This is a genomic window from Pedobacter puniceum (assembly GCF_009674685.1).
Lineage (GTDB): Bacteria > Bacteroidota > Bacteroidia > Sphingobacteriales > Sphingobacteriaceae > Pseudopedobacter > Pseudopedobacter puniceum.
In genome coordinates this window covers 692,511-710,608 of record NZ_WKJI01000001.1, presented here as the reverse complement: position 1 = coordinate 710,608, position 18,098 = coordinate 692,511, and the positions used below count along the sequence as shown (strand labels likewise).

Annotated in this window: 11 protein-coding genes; all 11 read right to left on the bottom strand. The window is 38.0% G+C overall.

Translation table 11 applies throughout. The features are described from left to right. Position 1: 1 nt before the first annotated feature. The 11 genes from pdxA to GJJ64_RS03230 all read right to left on the bottom strand — a co-directional run bounded on the left by pdxA (position 2) and on the right by GJJ64_RS03230 (position 17,947). Positions 2-1,051 (bottom strand): 4-hydroxythreonine-4-phosphate dehydrogenase PdxA, encoded by a 1,050-nt coding sequence (gene pdxA / locus GJJ64_RS03280; protein WP_026903137.1) that lies wholly within the window; start codon positions 1,049-1,051, stop codon positions 2-4. Then, entirely contained in the window at positions 1,041-1,982 is a 942-nt protein-coding gene (locus GJJ64_RS03275) for a dihydrodipicolinate synthase family protein (RefSeq protein ID WP_154286323.1), read from the bottom strand. The genes pdxA and GJJ64_RS03275 overlap by 11 nt, the downstream gene beginning before the upstream one ends. A 3-nt stretch (positions 1,983-1,985) precedes the next feature. Next, a complete protein-coding gene (locus GJJ64_RS03270; RefSeq protein ID WP_154286322.1) occupies positions 1,986-3,128 on the bottom strand; it encodes an iron-containing alcohol dehydrogenase in 1,143 nt (380 codons plus the stop codon). A 16-nt stretch (positions 3,129-3,144) separates the two neighbouring features. Further along, positions 3,145-4,284 carry a sialidase family protein gene (locus tag GJJ64_RS03265; RefSeq protein WP_154286321.1) on the bottom strand — a complete coding sequence of 380 codons (1,140 nt, stop codon included), beginning with the start codon at positions 4,282-4,284 and terminating at the stop codon, positions 3,145-3,147. Positions 4,285-4,288: 4 nt separating this feature from the next. Then, a complete protein-coding gene (locus GJJ64_RS03260) occupies positions 4,289-4,927 on the bottom strand; it encodes a DUF3826 domain-containing protein (RefSeq protein WP_154286320.1) in 639 nt (212 codons plus the stop codon). A 1-nt stretch (position 4,928) separates the two neighbouring features. Continuing rightward, a complete protein-coding gene (locus GJJ64_RS03255; protein ID WP_154286319.1) occupies positions 4,929-7,682 on the bottom strand; it encodes a glycoside hydrolase family 78 protein in 2,754 nt (917 codons plus the stop codon). 2 nt (positions 7,683-7,684) lie between these two features. Continuing rightward, positions 7,685-10,459 (bottom strand): glycoside hydrolase family 2 protein, encoded by a 2,775-nt coding sequence (locus GJJ64_RS03250; RefSeq protein WP_154286318.1) that lies wholly within the window; start codon positions 10,457-10,459, stop codon positions 7,685-7,687. Between the two features lie 2 nt (positions 10,460-10,461). After that, complete coding sequence (locus GJJ64_RS03245; RefSeq protein WP_154286317.1) at positions 10,462-12,306, bottom strand: exo-alpha-sialidase; 1,845 nt, start codon at positions 12,304-12,306, stop codon at positions 10,462-10,464. 188 nt (positions 12,307-12,494) lie between these two features. Then, positions 12,495-13,160: a family 43 glycosylhydrolase gene (locus tag GJJ64_RS03240; RefSeq protein ID WP_229655442.1), complete on the bottom strand. Its 666-nt coding sequence runs from the start codon at positions 13,158-13,160 to the stop codon at positions 12,495-12,497. A gap of 233 nt (positions 13,161-13,393) precedes the next feature. Beyond that, positions 13,394-14,788: a glycoside hydrolase family 140 protein gene (locus GJJ64_RS03235; protein WP_154286316.1), complete on the bottom strand. Its 1,395-nt coding sequence runs from the start codon at positions 14,786-14,788 to the stop codon at positions 13,394-13,396. Positions 14,789-14,794: 6 nt separating this feature from the next. Further along, positions 14,795-17,947 (bottom strand): DUF6298 domain-containing protein, encoded by a 3,153-nt coding sequence (locus GJJ64_RS03230; protein WP_154286315.1) that lies wholly within the window; start codon positions 17,945-17,947, stop codon positions 14,795-14,797. Positions 17,948-18,098 lie beyond the last annotated feature (151 nt).

Below are 18,098 nucleotides of genomic sequence, written 5' to 3'. Positions count from 1 at the left end.
GCTAATCTTGTTGGATTTCTGCTTTTCTGTATGCTGCTAATTGTACAGCAGAGTTTATGGCTAAAGTCATGGCATCAGAACTGGCAATGCCTTTACCTGCAATTTCAAAAGCTGTACCATGGTCTACAGATGTTCTGATGATAGGTAAACCCATCGTGATGTTTACACCTTTAACGCTATCCATTTGCTTTTTAAGCGGGTTCCATTTAAAACCAGAAAGCTTAAACGGAATATGCCCTTGATCGTGATACATCGCAACGATACCTCCATAATAACCTGTTGCAGCTTTAGAGAATAAAGTATCTGCCGGTACAGGACCTTCAACATCATAACCTAAAGCTAAAGCTTGTTGTACGGCTGGTAAAATCTCCTCATCATCCTCGGTACCAAAAAGACCAGAATCTCCTGCATGTGGATTTAAACCTGCTATACCGATTTTTAAATTCTTCTCGCCCAAAGAGATTAAGCCATGATGTAAAAGCTCAACAACTTCTATAATTCTTTCTTTTTTAACCAAATCACAAGCTTGCCTTAAAGAAACATGGGTAGAAACATGGATAACTTTCATGTTATCTTCTACCAAAAGCATGGCGTATTTTTTTGTATTGGTTAAATCGGCATAAATTTCTGTATGGCCAGCGTAATGATGACCAGCTTCATTGATAGATTTTTTATTGATAGGCCCAGTTACGGTTGCATCAATATCTCCGGCTAAAGCCAATTCTATTACTTTTTTAACCGCTTGGAAAGATGCTTCGCCTGCCATGGCAGATATAGCACCAAACTCTAGCTTTTCTAAATCTACATTCTGAAGATCAAAAACATCTAGTTTACCCATTTCAAAACGGGCATCGGCTACGTTTTGTATAGGATTTATTTGTGCCATTAAACCTAACTTTTTAATGATGTGCTTAAAAACGGCAGCATCACCAACTAATAAAGGACGGCAATAATCATAGATTTTAAAATCAAGAAGTGCTTTTACGGCAATTTCTGGCCCAATGCTGGCCGGGTCGCCCATGGTAATTCCGATGATTGGTTTATGAGGCATGGCTTAATAAATTCAGGGTAATTTTTTCTTTTTTAATTAACTCGTGGAAACCTTTTCTTAATTCGTTTTCCTCTTTTAAGGATAAGCTGCAAAGCGGCGGCATCATATGACTTTCGCATAAGCCTAGTTCATTCATCAATACTTTTAAAGCCCATAAAGACTCGCCCAAAGAGCGGTCATGCTGGTATAAATGGCCTAATTTATCAGACTGTGATTGATAATGGAAAGCTAATTCTTCATCTCCTTTTAATACTGCTTTACACATTTCTGCATAAATAGATGGTGTTATATTTCCGGTACTTGGTACCAAACCATCGGCACCGTTGATAAGTGCATGGGCAGATTTTGCCGCCCAACCTAAGAAATAGCTAAAATCTGGTCGGTGTTTCCAAAGGTTTAAAGAATCATCTAATCTTTTCTCGCTACGTTCAGAATCTTTTGCACCTACGATATTAGGGTGTAAACTTAATTCATCCATCAGCGAAAGCGGAATAGACATATGCGTGGTTGCCGGGATGTTATAGATGATTAAAGGCCCTGGAATTTCATCTGCCAGCTCTAAAAAGTAGCGTTTCATTTGCTCTTCAGATAGATGGTAATAAGTAGGCAAAGTAGCCGCCACAGCATCAACACCTTCATTAAAACATAGCTTTGCAAATTCTATAGATTCTGCTAGAATATTAGAAGAAATACCTGCATAGAGTTTTACATCTGTAGATCTTATTTTTGCAGCTGCTTTTATATAATCTTCTTTATAAGATTGAGGTAAAGAAGCAGATTCTCCGGTTGTACCCAATATAAAAGGAGAAGCATTGCTTTTATATAGGTGAGAGAAAATTCTTTCTACAGCCTCCTTATCCAGCTTAAAGTCATGCGTTAGTGGCGCCACAACCGGAACAATGGTTCCTTGAAATTTCTTTTCTGTCTTCATGTATTAATAAGCTGCTGTATAAATAGAAACTGCATCCTCAAGAGTTATCTCTCTCGGATTATTTTTTAATAATCTTTGTATTTGCATTGCGTCTTTTGCCATTTCGGCTATTTTATCTTTGGGTATATTTAAATCACTAAGTTTAGCAGGAATACCACAAGCCGCTATCAGCGATTTGATTTTGGCAATTCCGGCTAAGGCCATTTTTTCATCATTATCTTGATTTTCGCAACCTAAGGCTTGTGCTACCTGTGCGTATTTTTTTAAGTCTGCCGGATAGTTATACTCCATCACATAAGGCAATAAAAGCGCATTTGAAAGTCCGTGTGGCAAATGAAACATGCTTCCTAAAGGATAAGAAAGTGCATGTACACCTGCTGTATTTACCGGGCCTAAACAAAAGCCGCCTAACAAACTTCCCATGGCAACTTGTTCTCTGGCTGTTTTATTTGTTCCGTCTTGTACAGCATCTACCAAATTGGCAGCTATCAAGCGCATACCTTCAAAGGCATACATATCTATAAATGGCTGAGCAAACTTATTGGTAAAGGCTTCTAAACAATGGGTTAAAGCATCTAAACCAGTTGCGGCAGTAATACTTGCTGGTACGCTGATGGTTAATAATGGGTCTACATAAACCATATCTGGCACTAAATACGGACTGATAATACCTTTCTTTTGGCCTTCATCATCAACCAAAATAGCGTTTGGAGAAACCTCGCTTCCGGTACCAGATGTTGCAGGTACGCATATCAATTTAATATTTCTGCCTTTAAGGAAACCTATCCCTACAATTTCTTCTAAAGTTTGAGTATTGTCTAGTTGTGCAGCTATTAATTTGGCGATATCTAAAACGCTACCACCACCAATTCCTAACACTAAATCAGCATTAAAATCTTTACTATCCGCCAGTAAATTCCTAAAATCCTGAAAAGTAGGCTCTTGGATAATACTGTTATCAATCTTTAATGCTACCCCAGCTTGTTCTAATTGGGTTTTCAAATCTGTTAAAGTAGCTAACAGCGGCTCAATAGTTAACAGCAACACTCTTTTACAGGAAAGCTGTAAAATTTCATTGGTTAACTGCTGTAATGAACCATTTCCGAAAACCAATTTACCTGGGAAATGTATGTTTAATAACTGCATTTTATGATGGTTGATTTTATTCTTCTTCTGATTTAGTTTCTTTTAAAACAGGTGCTTCATAGCCTTTTAAAGCAGGCCACTGTCCGTTTTTTATTTTCTTTAATTTTAGTTTTGATGGGTCTACCACTACATGCTTCATTTTCTCTCTTCGCCAGGTATAGGCAAAATGTAAAAGCCCGTCTTTGGTTTGGATAACTGCCGGATAAGAATACTGGCTGATAGGCGAATCTTCTAAAATAAGCGCCGCTTTCCAGTTTTTACCATCTTTAGAAACCGCTACGTTTAAAGGTGTTCTTGGGCCTTTTGCTAAATCGCCGGGAGGTAAAACATGGTTATAAACCAAAACATGTTTACCATTTTTTAGCGTTACAGCATCAGTACCAGAGTTATTGTTTGGCAAATTGGTTTTAGAAAGTGCTGTCCAGGTTTCGCCATAATCGTAAGACCATGCTTCTGCTAAAGCCCTATTTCTTGTTCTGGCTAAAATTTGAAGTTTACCATTGCCATGGTCTAAAATACTTGGCTGTATTACATTTAAGCTATCTTTTCCGGCATCTAGCGGACCAATTTTTCTCCAAGTTTTACCAAAATCAGAACTTACTTCAAAATGAACTTTCCAACCCTTACCTTCTGTGCTGCTTGCAGAAAACAAATTACCATTGCTTAATAAAACAGGTTTATTTTTTACAGGGCCGATATAAGTATCAGGCAGTTTTTGTGCTGCAGACCATGTTTTACCATTGTCTTTTGATGTTTTTAACATCCCCCACCATTCTGATGGTTTAGGCCCAACTTTATAAAATAGTAATAAATCGCCACCTGGAACTTGGTACAATACGGGGTTCCATGTTGGTAATCTTGTGCCATCTGGCTGTACACCATCTGCTGCCGATACCGGAGCTGTCCATTTACCATTTACCTGTCTGCTTACATATATTTCAACATCAGGGTGGCGTTCTCTGGTACCTCCAAAAAAAGCATAAACCAAACCTTCAGGAGTTTCTGCTAAAGTAGCCGAGTGACAAGATGGAAAAGGCGCTTTCTCGTAAATAAATTCATCTACTAAAATGCCTTTACGCCATTTGGCTTCTTGCGCTGTTGCCAACGATGAAACTCCAAAGCATATGAATAGGAAAATGATATGTCTTTTTAACATGGTTTTACTTTTTTGCTTCTGCTTGTTTCTTTGCCTTTTGGGCGTTTACATAGTCTTTATACATTTGTCGCCAGTTTCTGCCATTGTTGTTTAAATACTGCTCGCACTTGTTTTTGTAAATCTCAAAAATGGCCGATATCTGTTTCATGCTTTTATAATCAACAGCCATTTCGCGGGCTTCTTCTAAATTCTTTTGGATAAAAGCTTCTTCAGTAGCTGTCATGTTAGGTACAATAGCTTTATAACCTTGCATGGTAAATGCTACCTTACCGATGGTGTATTTATCTAAAATGGCAATTACTTGTTCTGGAGATAAATCGGCTCTTAAGCCAGTCATTAAGTTTTTGTGTACGCTATCTGGCATGGCAGAATCAGCAATAATCTCACGATGCAAATCGCTTAATTTTTCGCCTGTAATAGGGTTTATACCAGCCGGAACTGTGCTTGCCGGGTGGCTATTGTGCCAATCTCTTACAGCTGTTAAATGCTTTGCAATAACCGTTTTTACACGATTTTCTTTGGCAGCATCATTTAAATTTAAGCTGCTTACCCATTCTACAGCTTTTTGCTCTTGCTCTGTTTGGGCGTTTACCAAAATGGGTAGTGCCAGCCATAACAGCATGATGTATTTAAGACTTTTCATATTAATTCACTTTAAAATGATAACTACCAGAAAGCACTTCGTAAATAGCCTTGCCGCCTTCTGTTTTAATGTATTTGATGTTTGATGAATCGTTAATTTTCTGGTTCCCTTCTTTTACCTCTTGTTTATCCTTTACAGGGATGTAAACCAAAGCACTGCTATTTGCAGGAATGGTTATTTGCCAGCTAAATGATGATTTTTCTTTCTTCCAATAACTTTTAACCTCGCCGTAAGGAGATTGATAACTTGCATTTACCCAGTTTAGCCCATTGATTTCTTCTGGTTTCATGATGATTTTTTTGAAGCCAGTTTGCTGTGTATCAGAACTGATGCCTGCCAAACTTTCGTAATACCAAATGAGTAAATCGCCCAGCATCATCACATGGTTTTGCGAATTCATTTTTGGTGCTGCTGTATTGCCATTCCATAACTCCCAAATGGTGGTAGCGCCATTTTCTAGCATATAGCCCCAAGATGGATAAGTGGTATTGGTAGCTATTTTAAAAGCTAAATCGTTTCTTCCGATTTGGGTTAGCGTACGCATAAGCCATTGCGTACCCACTACGCCTGTACTTAAATGCCCTTTGTTTTTATTCTCGATGATGTCTACTACCTGAGCAATTACTTGCTTTCTTTGCTCTCCTTCTGCTATGCCGAAAGCTAATGGTAAAAGATTATCGGTTAACTTATTAGCACCATAATAACCGTTTTTATAAAACTCCTGATTAAAGGCTTTTTTCATTTTAGCAACCTCTTGTCTAAAATACAAGCTATCCTGAGTATTACCTGTTAAGACACTAAATTTGGTCATGATGGTAAGCAAATGATAGTAATAAGCCGTAGAAATTAAAGCACTGGGGTGCTTTTGATCTGCATTTACACCACGTCCGTCTTCTGCTGTTAAAGGTGGTTCGCACCAATCGCCGTAGCTATCTTTAGTGATGATACCTTTATCGTTCATGTATCGGTCTTTCATGTATGAAAGCCATTTTTTTATAGCGGGATAATTTTGCTCTAAAACCTTAACATCAGCTGTTTGGCGGTAAAGCATCTCGGTAACCAAAGTTAAAGTTGCTGGCCAGCTTACATTATCGCTATAATACCTCCAAAAAGCTGGAGCAACATCTGGTATAGCACCATCTTCTTTTTGTGCGTATCTGATATCATCTAACCATTTGGTATAAAATGTAGCATTATCAAATAAAAAGCTCTCGCCGTAAGCACCCACGGTACGGTCGCCCAACCAAGGCTGGCGCTCGTTACGTTGCGGACAATCTATCGGCATCCCTTTATAATTGGATGCTATACCCCACCAAGAGTTCTTAAAAATTTGGTTTAATAATGCATTTGATGATTGAAAAGTTCCGGTAGTAGCCATATCATCATAAACAAACCTACCTACAAAACTTTCTTTGCTAGGTTGCCCTTTAAAACCGCTTACTTCTGCATAGCGGAAACCGTGATATACAAATTTAGGCTCCCAAACTTCTTTACCTTTTCCGTTAAGGATATAAGTATCTGTAACTTTAGCATCACGTAAATTAGTGGTGAAGAGCTCGCCATTGCTTTGTAGAGACTCTGCAAAGCGCATTTTGATGGTATCACCAATTGTACCTTGTACACTTATTTTCATCCAGCCAGAAAAATTCTGCCCGAAGTCTATTAAATACCTTCCATTTCCTTTTGGCGTGATGCTAACAGGATAAATATCCTGCATCACCTTCATTGGAGCTATTTTTTGAGCTTCAAATTTCCCTTCTGGCTCTTGCACATACTCGGCTTTAAGCCATTCTTTATCATTAAAACCAGCTTGTGCCCAGCCTATAAATTCTTTTCTGGCATCGTAAATTTCGCCATCATACTCGTTATTGGCTAGTATCGGGCCGTTTGCAGTACCTTTCCAGCTTTCATCAGTTTTAATAGTTTCTGAGGTTCCATCTGTATACTGTACGTGGATTTGCATCAATAACTTAGGAAAACCAAAAGTTTTTACTTTATAAGGCTTAGCCTGACGCATGGCATAATACCTACCATTCCCTAAAATTACACCAATAGTCTGTTTGCCTTGGTTCATGTTTGAAGTAATATCAAAAGCATTGTACTGGATATTCTCTTGATAATCTGTTGGGGCAGGCGCTAAAACCTGATTGCCAATTTTTTGTCCGTTTACATAAAACTCATACAAACCTAAGCCCATGATGTAGGCTGTTGCCGATTTGATTTGCTTTTTTACCTCAAACTCTTTGCGGAAATAACGAGCAGATAACTTTTGTTCCTCCTCATTATCCCAAGGAAAATGACGGTCGAAACCTATCCAGCGACCATTCCAAGCTTTATAATACAATAAACCAACTGTCCAGTTAGCCGTTTCACTCCAAGCGCTTTCGCCTTTATTTGTCCAAACTTTAACTTTCCAGAAGCATTTTTCTCTGGCTTTTAAAGTTTTACCTGCATAGGGGTTGTGTAAAGACTCGCTGGTATTTACTTTACCAGAGTTCCATAAATCAGCATCTTTTTCTGTTAATTTTTCAGGTGAAGAAGCCACCAAAACTTGCCAAGCTGTTTGCATAACCCCTCTTTGCTGACTGCTAATTTGCCAGCTTAAACGAGGTTGGGTATTATCTATAGCCAACGGGTTTTCTAAAGACTCGCATCTTAGTTTTTGTACACTTATTTGCGCTAAGCATACATCAGCTGTTATGAGCCATAACAGCGTTAATACAAAAGTCTTATAGTTGAACAGGTTCTTTTTCATCTTTAATCTTTCCCTGTAAAATCAAAATACAATGTCATATCTAAAGCTCTTTTAGGTTCTTTCTCAAAATCATAATAAATATGTTTCATCCCCATTGGACCAGTAGTTTCTGGTTTTTGAGTTTTAGTACCTATAGCTGCAATACCATTCATGAAAGAAATATCCCCTAAAGGGAAAGTCATTTGCATATTTTCCCACTCGGTATCTTTTTGCTTTTTAGGTGTAAACAACCTTAAAAAGATATCTTCCTTATCGGTATAAACCTTAAAGCTTTGTTGTTTGGTGATGAATTTGCACCAGTACATATTGGCGTAATAACCTTTAAACTCTGGATATTCAAAAGGAATTTCTCCGGTAGAATTATCGTTGTAATCTTTTTTCCAGATGCCAAATTGGTTACCTTTCATACGGTTTTTCCAAACACGGTAAGGACCAAAGCCCATAAATTCTACCCCTTTTATTTGCTCTTCTGGAAAAGAGAAGTTTACACCTACATATCTGGTAAAATAGCTCTCGGGGAAATATTTAACCTGCATTTTCACCATTCCCGATGGATATATTGTCCACTGTAAAGTGTTAAAGCTTTCCTTTTTATCAAAAGATGAAGAGATGATGATATTATCGCCGTCTTGCTTTAAGCTGAAATTTTTAAAGTTTGTAGCTCCTTCTTGTATAAAAGGGCCATTGTTAAAAGGAATTACCCCTTTTTGGTTTTGTACCTGCTCTAAAATTCCTGTTGTTTTATTGATGCTGAGTTGTAAATCGGCAACTTTTAAAACATAAGCATTAGCACTTTCTGTAGCTTCTACCTTGTTTTTTAATGAATTAGATAAAGCTATTTTCAAGGTATTTTCTGGCCTGGTGATAGGGAAACTCCAGGTAAAAATTTCTTGTCCGTATACATCTTTAGCCGTTACAAATAAAACATCAAAAGTGTTCCAGTCTGATGGTAAAAGTATTTGTAATGCCCCTTTTTCTAAAGGTTTTAGATTTGGAGCTTCTATTTGACCTGTTTTAACCAAGTTTTCGCCTTGTGTGGCTAATCTGCTTAGTTTATAACTGAAACTGCATTGGTTAAGATTGGTAAAATGGTAGCGGTTTTCTATTAGGAGTTTACCATCAAAAGCTGGGGTAATTTCTCTGCGTTCTATAAAAACCGGCGACCAAATTTCTTTTATAGCATAAAAGCTACCTTCTTTTTCGTGATGCGGACCAACAATACCATCGGCACCGTGGTTACCATCGGTATCTAATATTCCATTTTTATCGGTACGTACCACGCCTTGGTCAGCAAAATCCCATAGAAAACCACCTGCCGATAGCGGATTGCTCCACATGGCTTTCCAATAATCTTCTAAACCAGCGGCATGACCACCGTCAAACATCCCATGTAAGAACTCGGTAGGCATGATGATATTTCTACCTTGGTCATAATTGCCGATGCCATAATTATATTCGCGGTAATGCGTAGTTTCAAAACCTCCGTAAATTTCCCATGGGTGTACAACAGGTCTTTTTTGGATGTCTAGTTGTGTAAATAATGGATCTAGATCTGTATTATGGCCACCCTCGTTACCATTTGCCCAAAAAATAATGGATGGATGATTTTCATCTCTAGCAAACATTTCTTTGAGCAGTTTAGTACCCGTAGGCGTATCATAATGCCCATGCCAGCCAGCTAGCTCGTTCATCACATATAAACCCAAAGAATCGCAAGCTTCAAGTAAATGACTATCAGGCGGATAATGTGCCATCCTGATAGCATTCATATTCATTTCTTTGATAAGTTTTACATCATTGATGCTGATGGTTTTACTTGTTGTTCTACCAGATTCTGGCCAAAAAGAATGGTGATTAACCCCTTTAAATTTGATTTTTACGCCATTGATGTAAACGCCATCACGCTCCCTTAGCTCTACCGTACGGAAACCAACATTTTTACTGATTTGATGAAGCAATTTAGAACCATCGTATAAAGAAAAAACAGCTTTGTACAGGTTTGGAAACTCTGCCGACCATAATTTAGGGGCTTTAAATGTTGTTTTAATAAGATTTAAATTACCCGATAGTGCTTGTTGATGTTTCCCTAACCTTTTACCAGCTTTGTCAAAAACTTCTAAAACTAGTTTTTGGGCTTCGCCCTGATGTGCAACTTTAGCCTGAAAAGAGCCATCGGCTTTAGCATCTATAGAAACTTGTTGGATATGTTGTTTTGGTAAAGCTTCTAAAAAAACAGGTCTAAAAATGCCTCCAAAAATCCAGTAATCGGCTTCACGTTCTGCTGCATTAACAGATTTATTTGCAGAATGCTTGCTTACCGTAACCTCTAACAAATTGCTTTCCTGAAATTTTACTAGCTCGGTAATATCATATTTAAACTGATAAAAAGAACCTTGATGTATCTCTCCTGCTACTTTTCCGTTAATTTTAACTTCGGCATCAGTCATCACACCATCAAAAACCAAATTGATTTTCTTGTTCTTCCAAGCATCGGCAACTGTGAAACTATATTTATAAAGTCCTTTTTCTTTGCCTTTATTTACCTCTTTATTAAAGCCATAATTATATCTACCAAAGCCCTGTAACTCCCAGTTAGAAGGTACGGCGATGCTTGTCCATTTGCCAGAGTTTGCACCATCGGTACAGAAAAAATCCCAGTTTTTAGTATTGCCAAAACCAGTTCCAGAAAGCATAATTTTTTCTGTTTGTTGCGCAGATAAACCAGCTGTTATCAAAAACAGAATCAAAGTAAAATATATGTTTAGGCTCTTGAACATGATTATTTGCTTAGCGCTGATGTTTTTAAAGCGTGAATAAAATAAACGGCTTCTGCTACAGGCTCGCCCGGATTTTTTAAATCATAATCCTGATCGGTTGGTGTATCCGCATCTGGAAAACGACGAACTTCACCTGTTCTAAAAGCTACCCTACTAATTTCTGCTACCGGAGCAAAAAACAGTTTTGTCCCCTTCTCTTGTCCGTTTAAAAACAGTTTGTAAGAACGGGTTTTAGTATTTACCTCTAATCTTAAATTATAGGTTTTACCGGCTTCGTATTTAGCAATCCCACTGTTGCGATAACCTGCTTTAGATTTCAATTCACCATCAGCATCAACAATAATGCGGGTTGCGGCAATACCTTTTTGGTCTAATAGTTCTATGTGTAACAAGCCTTTATCAGCCTGAGCCGGCGTAAAAGAAAACTCGATAGAAACTTGCTCTGCCGAAGGGATGACTCTTTCTACTTTAGTGTAATCGTACAAATCCTTATCGCGTAAAGCCAAAGCTTTTTTACCATTAGGAGCTTGCTCTATTTTTGCGGAAGCCCAAAGCGGACTATAAATATTCCATTCTTTTAATTCTTCGCCAGTTTTTAAATCTGCAAAAACATCATTTACAGGCGTTTCTACTTTATCTTTAACCGGAACAGGAATTTTTGCTACCCACATATCTTCTTTATTCATGCTGTAGCCAACCCACATATTCTTATCAGCCGGGATGCCGTTACCTTCTATAATACCTCTTACATACTGTGGCCCGTAAGATTTATAATTGCCTCCGTAACGCATAGGAGATATTTCGCCATTTACCAATAATAAATTGTGATAATTTAAACCATCATCACTCACAGAAACAGCCAAAGGCCAACGGTATTCTGAAGGATTGTAAACCGTAGCATATTTACCATCGGAAGTTTTTTGTCCCCATATTTTAGCATTACTATTTACAAAACCTGGTGCTCTTACAGCATCGTATTGCCAGCTTTTACCTCCATTGGTGCTAATGCTGGTTAAAGCATGTTTCCAAAAGCCAGCAATTCTGCCATCAGGTAAAGTATAATAGCTAAAAGCTTTAATAGCTCTTTTGTAAGGCACTAAAGGGTCGTTTCTATCAGCCTCTTCAGACCATTGCTGCATCAATAAAGGTTTAGCAAGTAACTCGTTACAAGCTGCTACAAAGCCTTTATCTTTACTTTTTGTATAGAAAGGATATTGAGCCAATTTGGTATTGAAAGAAGCATTAAAACGGATGAAATAGATAGGGCCATAAGTGCCATCTTTATAAATTTCACGCACTACTCGGCCAATGCCATTACCATCATTAGGGTCGTCTTTAGCATCTAAAGCCACACCATAATAACCCAAAACCAATAACCTATTGCTGGCACTTACATAAAATCCCATACGTTGGTGCATAATGGCATATAAATCTTTAGCCTTACCGGGATGATTGGGTTTTGTAAAGCCATCTGGCACTTTGTAAGGCGGAAAAACTACTGCTGGTGCAGACCATAGGTAGCCATCTTTAGATGTTTGCAGCAAGGTTTTACCTTCTGCGATATGCTCACCCACGGGGTTACTCAAATACTCTAAAAAGAAAGTATTGTTCCAATAAGCCAACATGGGTTGGTGGTTATAAGTAAAATTATGACCAGCGTTATATTCTGGATGCGTTCTGTTTGCTCGCATCACTTGTATGTTATGTACACCTACCGCCAAGCTTAACTGCCCATGGTGGTAATCTACATTAGAAAGCGTTTTTCCAATATATCTCACCGTGTCTTGCTGTGCTAGCAAACTAGAGGTGCTTAATGCTATGGCTATACAGGTCTGAATGATTTTCATATTAATTTTTTTCGGCTTTATTGATGATGGCCTTCAGATGTTTTGCTTTGGCTTTAAAAATAGTTCCGTGTTTGTGCCCTTCAGGCAGTTTAATTTCTGTATTGATATTTTTAAAGCTTCTGAAATCTTGGGTACTTACTGCGGCATATTTTTTATCTCCGTAAGAGTCGTAATAGATAAGCCAGTTGTTAGCTACTTTTACTACCGATGGACCTTCTGTTTAAATGAGGCGTAAAGGCATCAGAAACTTGGTTATATGGCCCTAAAGGATGCTTAGCAAAAGCTACTTTCATGTTTCGGTTTGGCCGAGTGTTATCTTTCAAAACCAAAACATAATCTTGTTGAGCCCTTTTCACAATTACAGCATCTATGACACTAAAACCGGGGTCTATAAATAATTTTGTAGGCGTAAAAGTTTTAAAATCCTTAGTGGTAGTGTAATACATACGGTGGTTGTTCTGCTCTTCCTCTATTCCTTTTTCAAAGCGATAAGGAATGGTAGAAGCCCAGATAATGATAAATTGCTTTTCCTCATCATCATAAAACAACTCTGGCGCCCAAACATTTACAGTGGTTGCTTCATGCTGCATTACTGGAATAAATTGCTGTGCCGACCAATTCATTAAATCTTTAGAACTGGCATAGCCGAAGCCTTTATCGCCTTTCCAGCTGCTTGTCCATACTAAATGGTAAACCCCATCTGGACCTTGTACAATAGATGGGTCTCTCATTACTTTTTGGGAACCTATCTCTGGCTTTAAGAAAACCTGATTTAAATCTTCCCAATGGTAGGCGTCTTTACTATAAAGCAATCTTAAGCCATCTGTTGCTGGCTCATGAAAAGAAGTAAACATGTAAACATTTGGGTTGCATGAAGAAAAAAACATCGCTAAGAAAAAAAGAAACATCAGCCTAAATCCCTCTCTAAAGGAGAAGAATTGCCATGCTTGCTTGTTTAATTTCCTTATATGATTAATTCTTTGCATTGTTTATTCTTATTTACTATCTATTACTCTCTTTACCCAGTTCTTTCTACTTTATAATCAGTACTTTATACTTTCTACTTTGTACTTTATACTTTCTACTCTTAAAAGCTCTCCAAAACCAACACCCAATCATTCCCTTCTTTAACATCGCCCGGTGGGTTAAACTCCTTTACACCTTTATTTTCTACTTTAGCTTCTTCTTTGTATTTACCATCGCGTGGGTTAAACCAAGAAACTTTCACCTCATCACCTTTAATTTTACCCATATTGATTTTCATATTTCTACCCGTATAGGTATAAATCATGGCATAATCATCGGCTCTGGTAGCTATCAATCGGTTATATTTTTCACCGTTTTCTGCAATTAAGCTTTGATCTGGAATACGATTGAAATAAGGTTTAGACAGCATTAGATTTTTTAAATGAACCATATGCTTAGCTCCTGGTGCATTAATAGCTTGACTCCATAATTCTTTTGAGCCATAAGCGCTTGTAGAATCTGTTTTTTGATGCATTTGCATCACCGAGTTATGCCCATAAGTATACCCAAAAGCACCAGCAAAAACCGACCAGTAGCCGTATCTGCGAACATCAGCATCTGTCCAACGTGGTTCTAAAGTATCATGTAGACCTTGCGGGATGCCCTCGTATGAAGGTTCTCCATCTATAGTTGGTTTAAGTGGACTTAATTTTAAATCGGCTTCCATAAACTTCCAGTTGTCTTCGCCGTAATGCTTCACTTCTTTTTTTGAAGTATCTTGGTCGTACCTTCTATGGCCAGATTGTACCATATTAAAATCTAACCAGCTTTCTTTATGAAACCAGTCTGATGAAGCCGTTCTGCCTCTCGGATGAAAAGTTATCAAATGCCTATCGTCATGAGTTCTTAAAGTTTCACCTATTTTCTTCCATACAGCTAAAGAATCACTGCCTTTGATATCGCCGCCGTTTAACCAAATAATATTGTTGCGGTCTTTGTATCGCTTAGCTAAAAATTTAGCGTATTGTTCTGCTTGTGCTACGCTAACCTTTCCATCTTTAACATTAGTACCCCAAACAGGCACTAAAGCCATGTAAATACCTTTTTCGCTAGCTTTATCGATGATAAAATCTAGATGATCCCAATAATCATAAGCCAAAGAATCTTGCGGGTTGTTTCCTGCTGTGGTATCTTGCGTAGCAACATTTGCGTTTATTAAAGAAGAGTCTCCGTAAACATTTACCGAAGGAACGGTATGTAAAACCATAGCTTGTACCACATTAAAGCCTTTTTGCTTGCGGTCTTCAAGATAAGTTTCTGCCTCTGCCCTGTTTAGTTTATTGAATAATAACCATCCGGTATCCCCCAACCAGAAGAAAGGTTCTCCATCCTCTGTCATTAAATACCTCTTGTTTTCTGATATTTTAAGCAATTGCACTCCATGATACTCTTCAGTAGTTTGACATGCAGTAAATGCTATCGCTATCAAAAAAACAATGTTTATGATTCTCTTCATCTTTATCTATTTTTTCTTTATCCAAACCACCACATCACTTTTTAAATCTTCTGTTTTGATGGCTTTATTATTAATTTTTATAGTGCTTTGCTTTACAACTTTACCACTTTGTGGACTGATGTAGCTGAGCACATAAGTACCGTTTCCTAGTTTTACCTCTGCTTGATTATTTTGGTAAACAATAGCCGATGATGCATTCGCCAAAGTATAAACGCCTTTTTGCGATTGTGGCTGCGGTTTCATGCTTGCAGCGTCTCTTAAAAAATTCACATCAGCAATAAGAGGCAAATCTGCCAGAGACCCGCCAGCCATGAATACTGCCCAACCCATTCTATCGTAATTACCTGCATTATAGATAACCGCTTTATCTGGATATTTAGAACGATACTCGGCCACAGCCCTATAAACCTGCTCAAAAGAAGATTTACCAACTTTAGTTAAACGAGCATGCTGCCTTGGCGCTAAATTTTGTCCGCCTTTTGGTGCATAAGCCACACCGTTTTCTTGGTAAAACCAATATCTGATATCAATAACATCAACATATTTAGAACGCTCGGGGTCTGCTAAAATCTCGTCTTGTACATCTTTAGTAGCACTTAAACCAATGATAGGTTTTTTACCTGTTTCTAATTCCCATTCTTTAATTACATCTAACCAAAAAGCTACAAAATGCGTTGGCCCAGTATACTCTGCACTAGTAAGTTGTATAACTGATGAATTATCTTTAAAATTTTCTAAGCATTGGCGGATATAATTACGGTGCAAAGCCCTCTTTACGGGATGATTAGCATCGTAAAACTGCTCTGCCATGAAAATGCGTTTATCGCCTGCATAAGGTACAGGCTCTGGAAAACCTGTATCATTGATATTATTTGCTGGTCGCCAAGGAAAATCTGCATAATGTGCCCCAGCTTCTAGAATATTGTGCTGAAAATAATTTTGATGTAAAAGCACAAGACCTTTTTCATCAGCAAGGTTGGCAAACTGCTGTAACCTACCCCAATACCATTTGTTAAACGTAGTTAAATCGTATTTACTTAAGCCATCCCAGGCGATACCTTGGCCGCTGCGGGCAAAAGGTTGCTCGTAAAAAGGCGGCCAAACTTCAGCATCCATTCTTCTTACACGCTGGTGGTCATCCCTCCTACGCTCGTACCATAAACCGTAGTTATGATCCATTGCAACCACATTTTTTTGTTGCATGCTTGTGGTAAGTTCTTCTAAATCATCGGTTAAACCATTACCAATTTCGCCAGGTACAAAACGGGTAATATGTGGACGCATTTTATCTAAAGCGAATGGTCTAGCACTGCCAGACCACCATTGTATATCTTGCTTGGCACCTGTAACAACCTTGTCTTTATAAATGATAAAACCGTTTTTCAACTTCATATCGCCAGCTTTAAGATTTTCTTTAGCGATAATAGGCTTTAAAATTTTAGCTCCGTTTGCATCGGTATTTATAGGTGTTCTTGAGCCAGCATCATCAATAAACTGACTTAATTGTAAAACAGGTTTTGCTGCTAGCTGCGTTAATGCTAAAGCTGTTTCTATAGAAGGACTAGAAGATGCTTCTGATGCTACTGGCAATAAAAATTTTCTGGCTGTTGCCGATTTTCCTAAACGGTCTTCTAACTGTGCATAATAAAAACTTCTTGGATTTACATGCTCATTAGACATATCCCAAAAACCATCGCCAGCAAATTGTGCCCAAGTACCAAAAGCCCAATTTTGTGCTGTTGGTGCCTGCTCATTATACACTTTAGCAGCGCTACATTGCCAAAAAAGGCTATTAGCGGCTGTCCATCCTGCTCCTTGCCCATCTTGACCTCTATTTGCAAAACTTAAAGCTTGGCCGTCTATATTCATGATATCAAACAAAGAACCTGAAGCCCAGCTGTCTATTGCTCCACTAAAGCTATAAGGGTTCATGGCTTGGCATTGTACAAAAGCATTTGGCCCAGCTGCCATAAAACCTACCGCAAAATCGTGGTAACCAAATTCAGAATAAAGCCTTTGAAATAAGGTTTGTTGCCCTTTGGTATAAAAAGTATACCTACGTTCGCCACCAATTTCTGATACAGGAGCTAAAGATTTACAATCTTCTACAGTAACACGCTTACTGTGTTGGTTTACATAAACTGCAGAACCAGCAAAATGCTTGAAAGTGATTTGTCTTACCCAAACATCGGCCGCATTTTCTATGTTGATGGCATTCCAGCGATGATCTTCGTCTTTTTTATTGAGTTGATTGTAATCTGATGCTAATTGCAGGTTTTCTATTCCGATATTGGTTATGCGGCCATCCCATTGGTATTTGGCTACAGTGGCTTGCCCAAATTGTTTATCTAAAGCTGTAGTAATAGGCGCATCAATGGTGATGGTATTACCATTGATAGCAGTAATTTTTCTATCCCAGAAAATATCTCTTTGACCGGGCTTCCATCCTAAACTACTTAAACCACCACCAAAGGTTACGGTATTTAGTTTAGCTATCCATTCTTGTGTAGATGGACGATGGATCAGGATTTGATCTCCTACTTTAAATGAGCTCACATCGGCAAGCTTAAACTGAAAGGCGTTAACAGGTACGTAATCATCTACAATAGAAACAGGTGTTTGCTTTACCTGATTTTGTTTTCCTAAAACCCGAATTAATATTTCTCTGTTTGTGCCTTTGCCCAAAATGCTAGTACCATTTTCTAGAAATCCGCTACCTCTTAAAACAACACCTGAAGCATTTATTTTGATAGTTCCATAAACTTGATAAACAGCTTTTTGCAAGAGTACAGCACCTCTGAAACCATTTTTATCTAAAGGTAATTTAGCTACTTCATCTATAGCTGCTTGTATAGTGGCGGTTGCATCGCCTACTATGGTTGGCACAACAACTTTCACAGGAACATTTGGAATAGCGTTTTCACCTGCTTGGTAGCCACTGTAAGAATAATCAGGGATACGATTACCTAAAGCATCTGGTGTGTAGGCAAGCTTACCATCTTTTTGAAGATAAACAGGAGATTTTGGAGCTTCTTTTTTTTGTGCTTCAACTGATGATGGAAACAATGCAAAAAACAAATAAACACTTAAAAAACAAGGCTTTAAGATATTATTTTTTACACCAGATTGAAGTATTTTTTTAAGCAAAGTAATTGTCATTTAGGTTCAATTTACAAGAGGTAAAAACATTCATTAAGCAAATTAATCATTTAAGCTTAAATTAGGCCTTACCTGTATAAATTGGTACATTTCATTACAAATTTAATGGTTAAAGGACTGTTATTTTTGTAGCATTTTCTCTATGTCTTAT

Coding starts and splice junctions, on each gene's coding strand:
- GJJ64_RS03245 (WP_154286317.1), bottom strand. CDS start 12,306: ATGAAAATCATTCAGACCTGTATAGCCATAGCATTAAGCACCTCTAGT.
- GJJ64_RS03270 (WP_154286322.1), bottom strand. CDS start 3,128: ATGCAGTTATTAAACATACATTTCCCAGGTAAATTGGTTTTCGGAAAT.
- GJJ64_RS03250 (WP_154286318.1), bottom strand. CDS start 10,459: ATGTTCAAGAGCCTAAACATATATTTTACTTTGATTCTGTTTTTGATA.
- GJJ64_RS03230 (WP_154286315.1), bottom strand. CDS start 17,947: ATGACAATTACTTTGCTTAAAAAAATACTTCAATCTGGTGTAAAAAAT.
- GJJ64_RS03265 (WP_154286321.1), bottom strand. CDS start 4,284: ATGTTAAAAAGACATATCATTTTCCTATTCATATGCTTTGGAGTTTCA.
- GJJ64_RS03235 (WP_154286316.1), bottom strand. CDS start 14,788: ATGAAGAGAATCATAAACATTGTTTTTTTGATAGCGATAGCATTTACT.
- GJJ64_RS03260 (WP_154286320.1), bottom strand. CDS start 4,927: ATGAAAAGTCTTAAATACATCATGCTGTTATGGCTGGCACTACCCATT.
- GJJ64_RS03255 (WP_154286319.1), bottom strand. CDS start 7,682: ATGAAAAAGAACCTGTTCAACTATAAGACTTTTGTATTAACGCTGTTA.
- pdxA (WP_026903137.1), bottom strand. CDS start 1,051: ATGCCTCATAAACCAATCATCGGAATTACCATGGGCGACCCGGCCAGC.
- GJJ64_RS03275 (WP_154286323.1), bottom strand. CDS start 1,982: ATGAAGACAGAAAAGAAATTTCAAGGAACCATTGTTCCGGTTGTGGCG.
- GJJ64_RS03240 (WP_229655442.1), bottom strand. CDS start 13,160: ATGTTTACTTCTTTTCATGAGCCAGCAACAGATGGCTTAAGATTGCTT.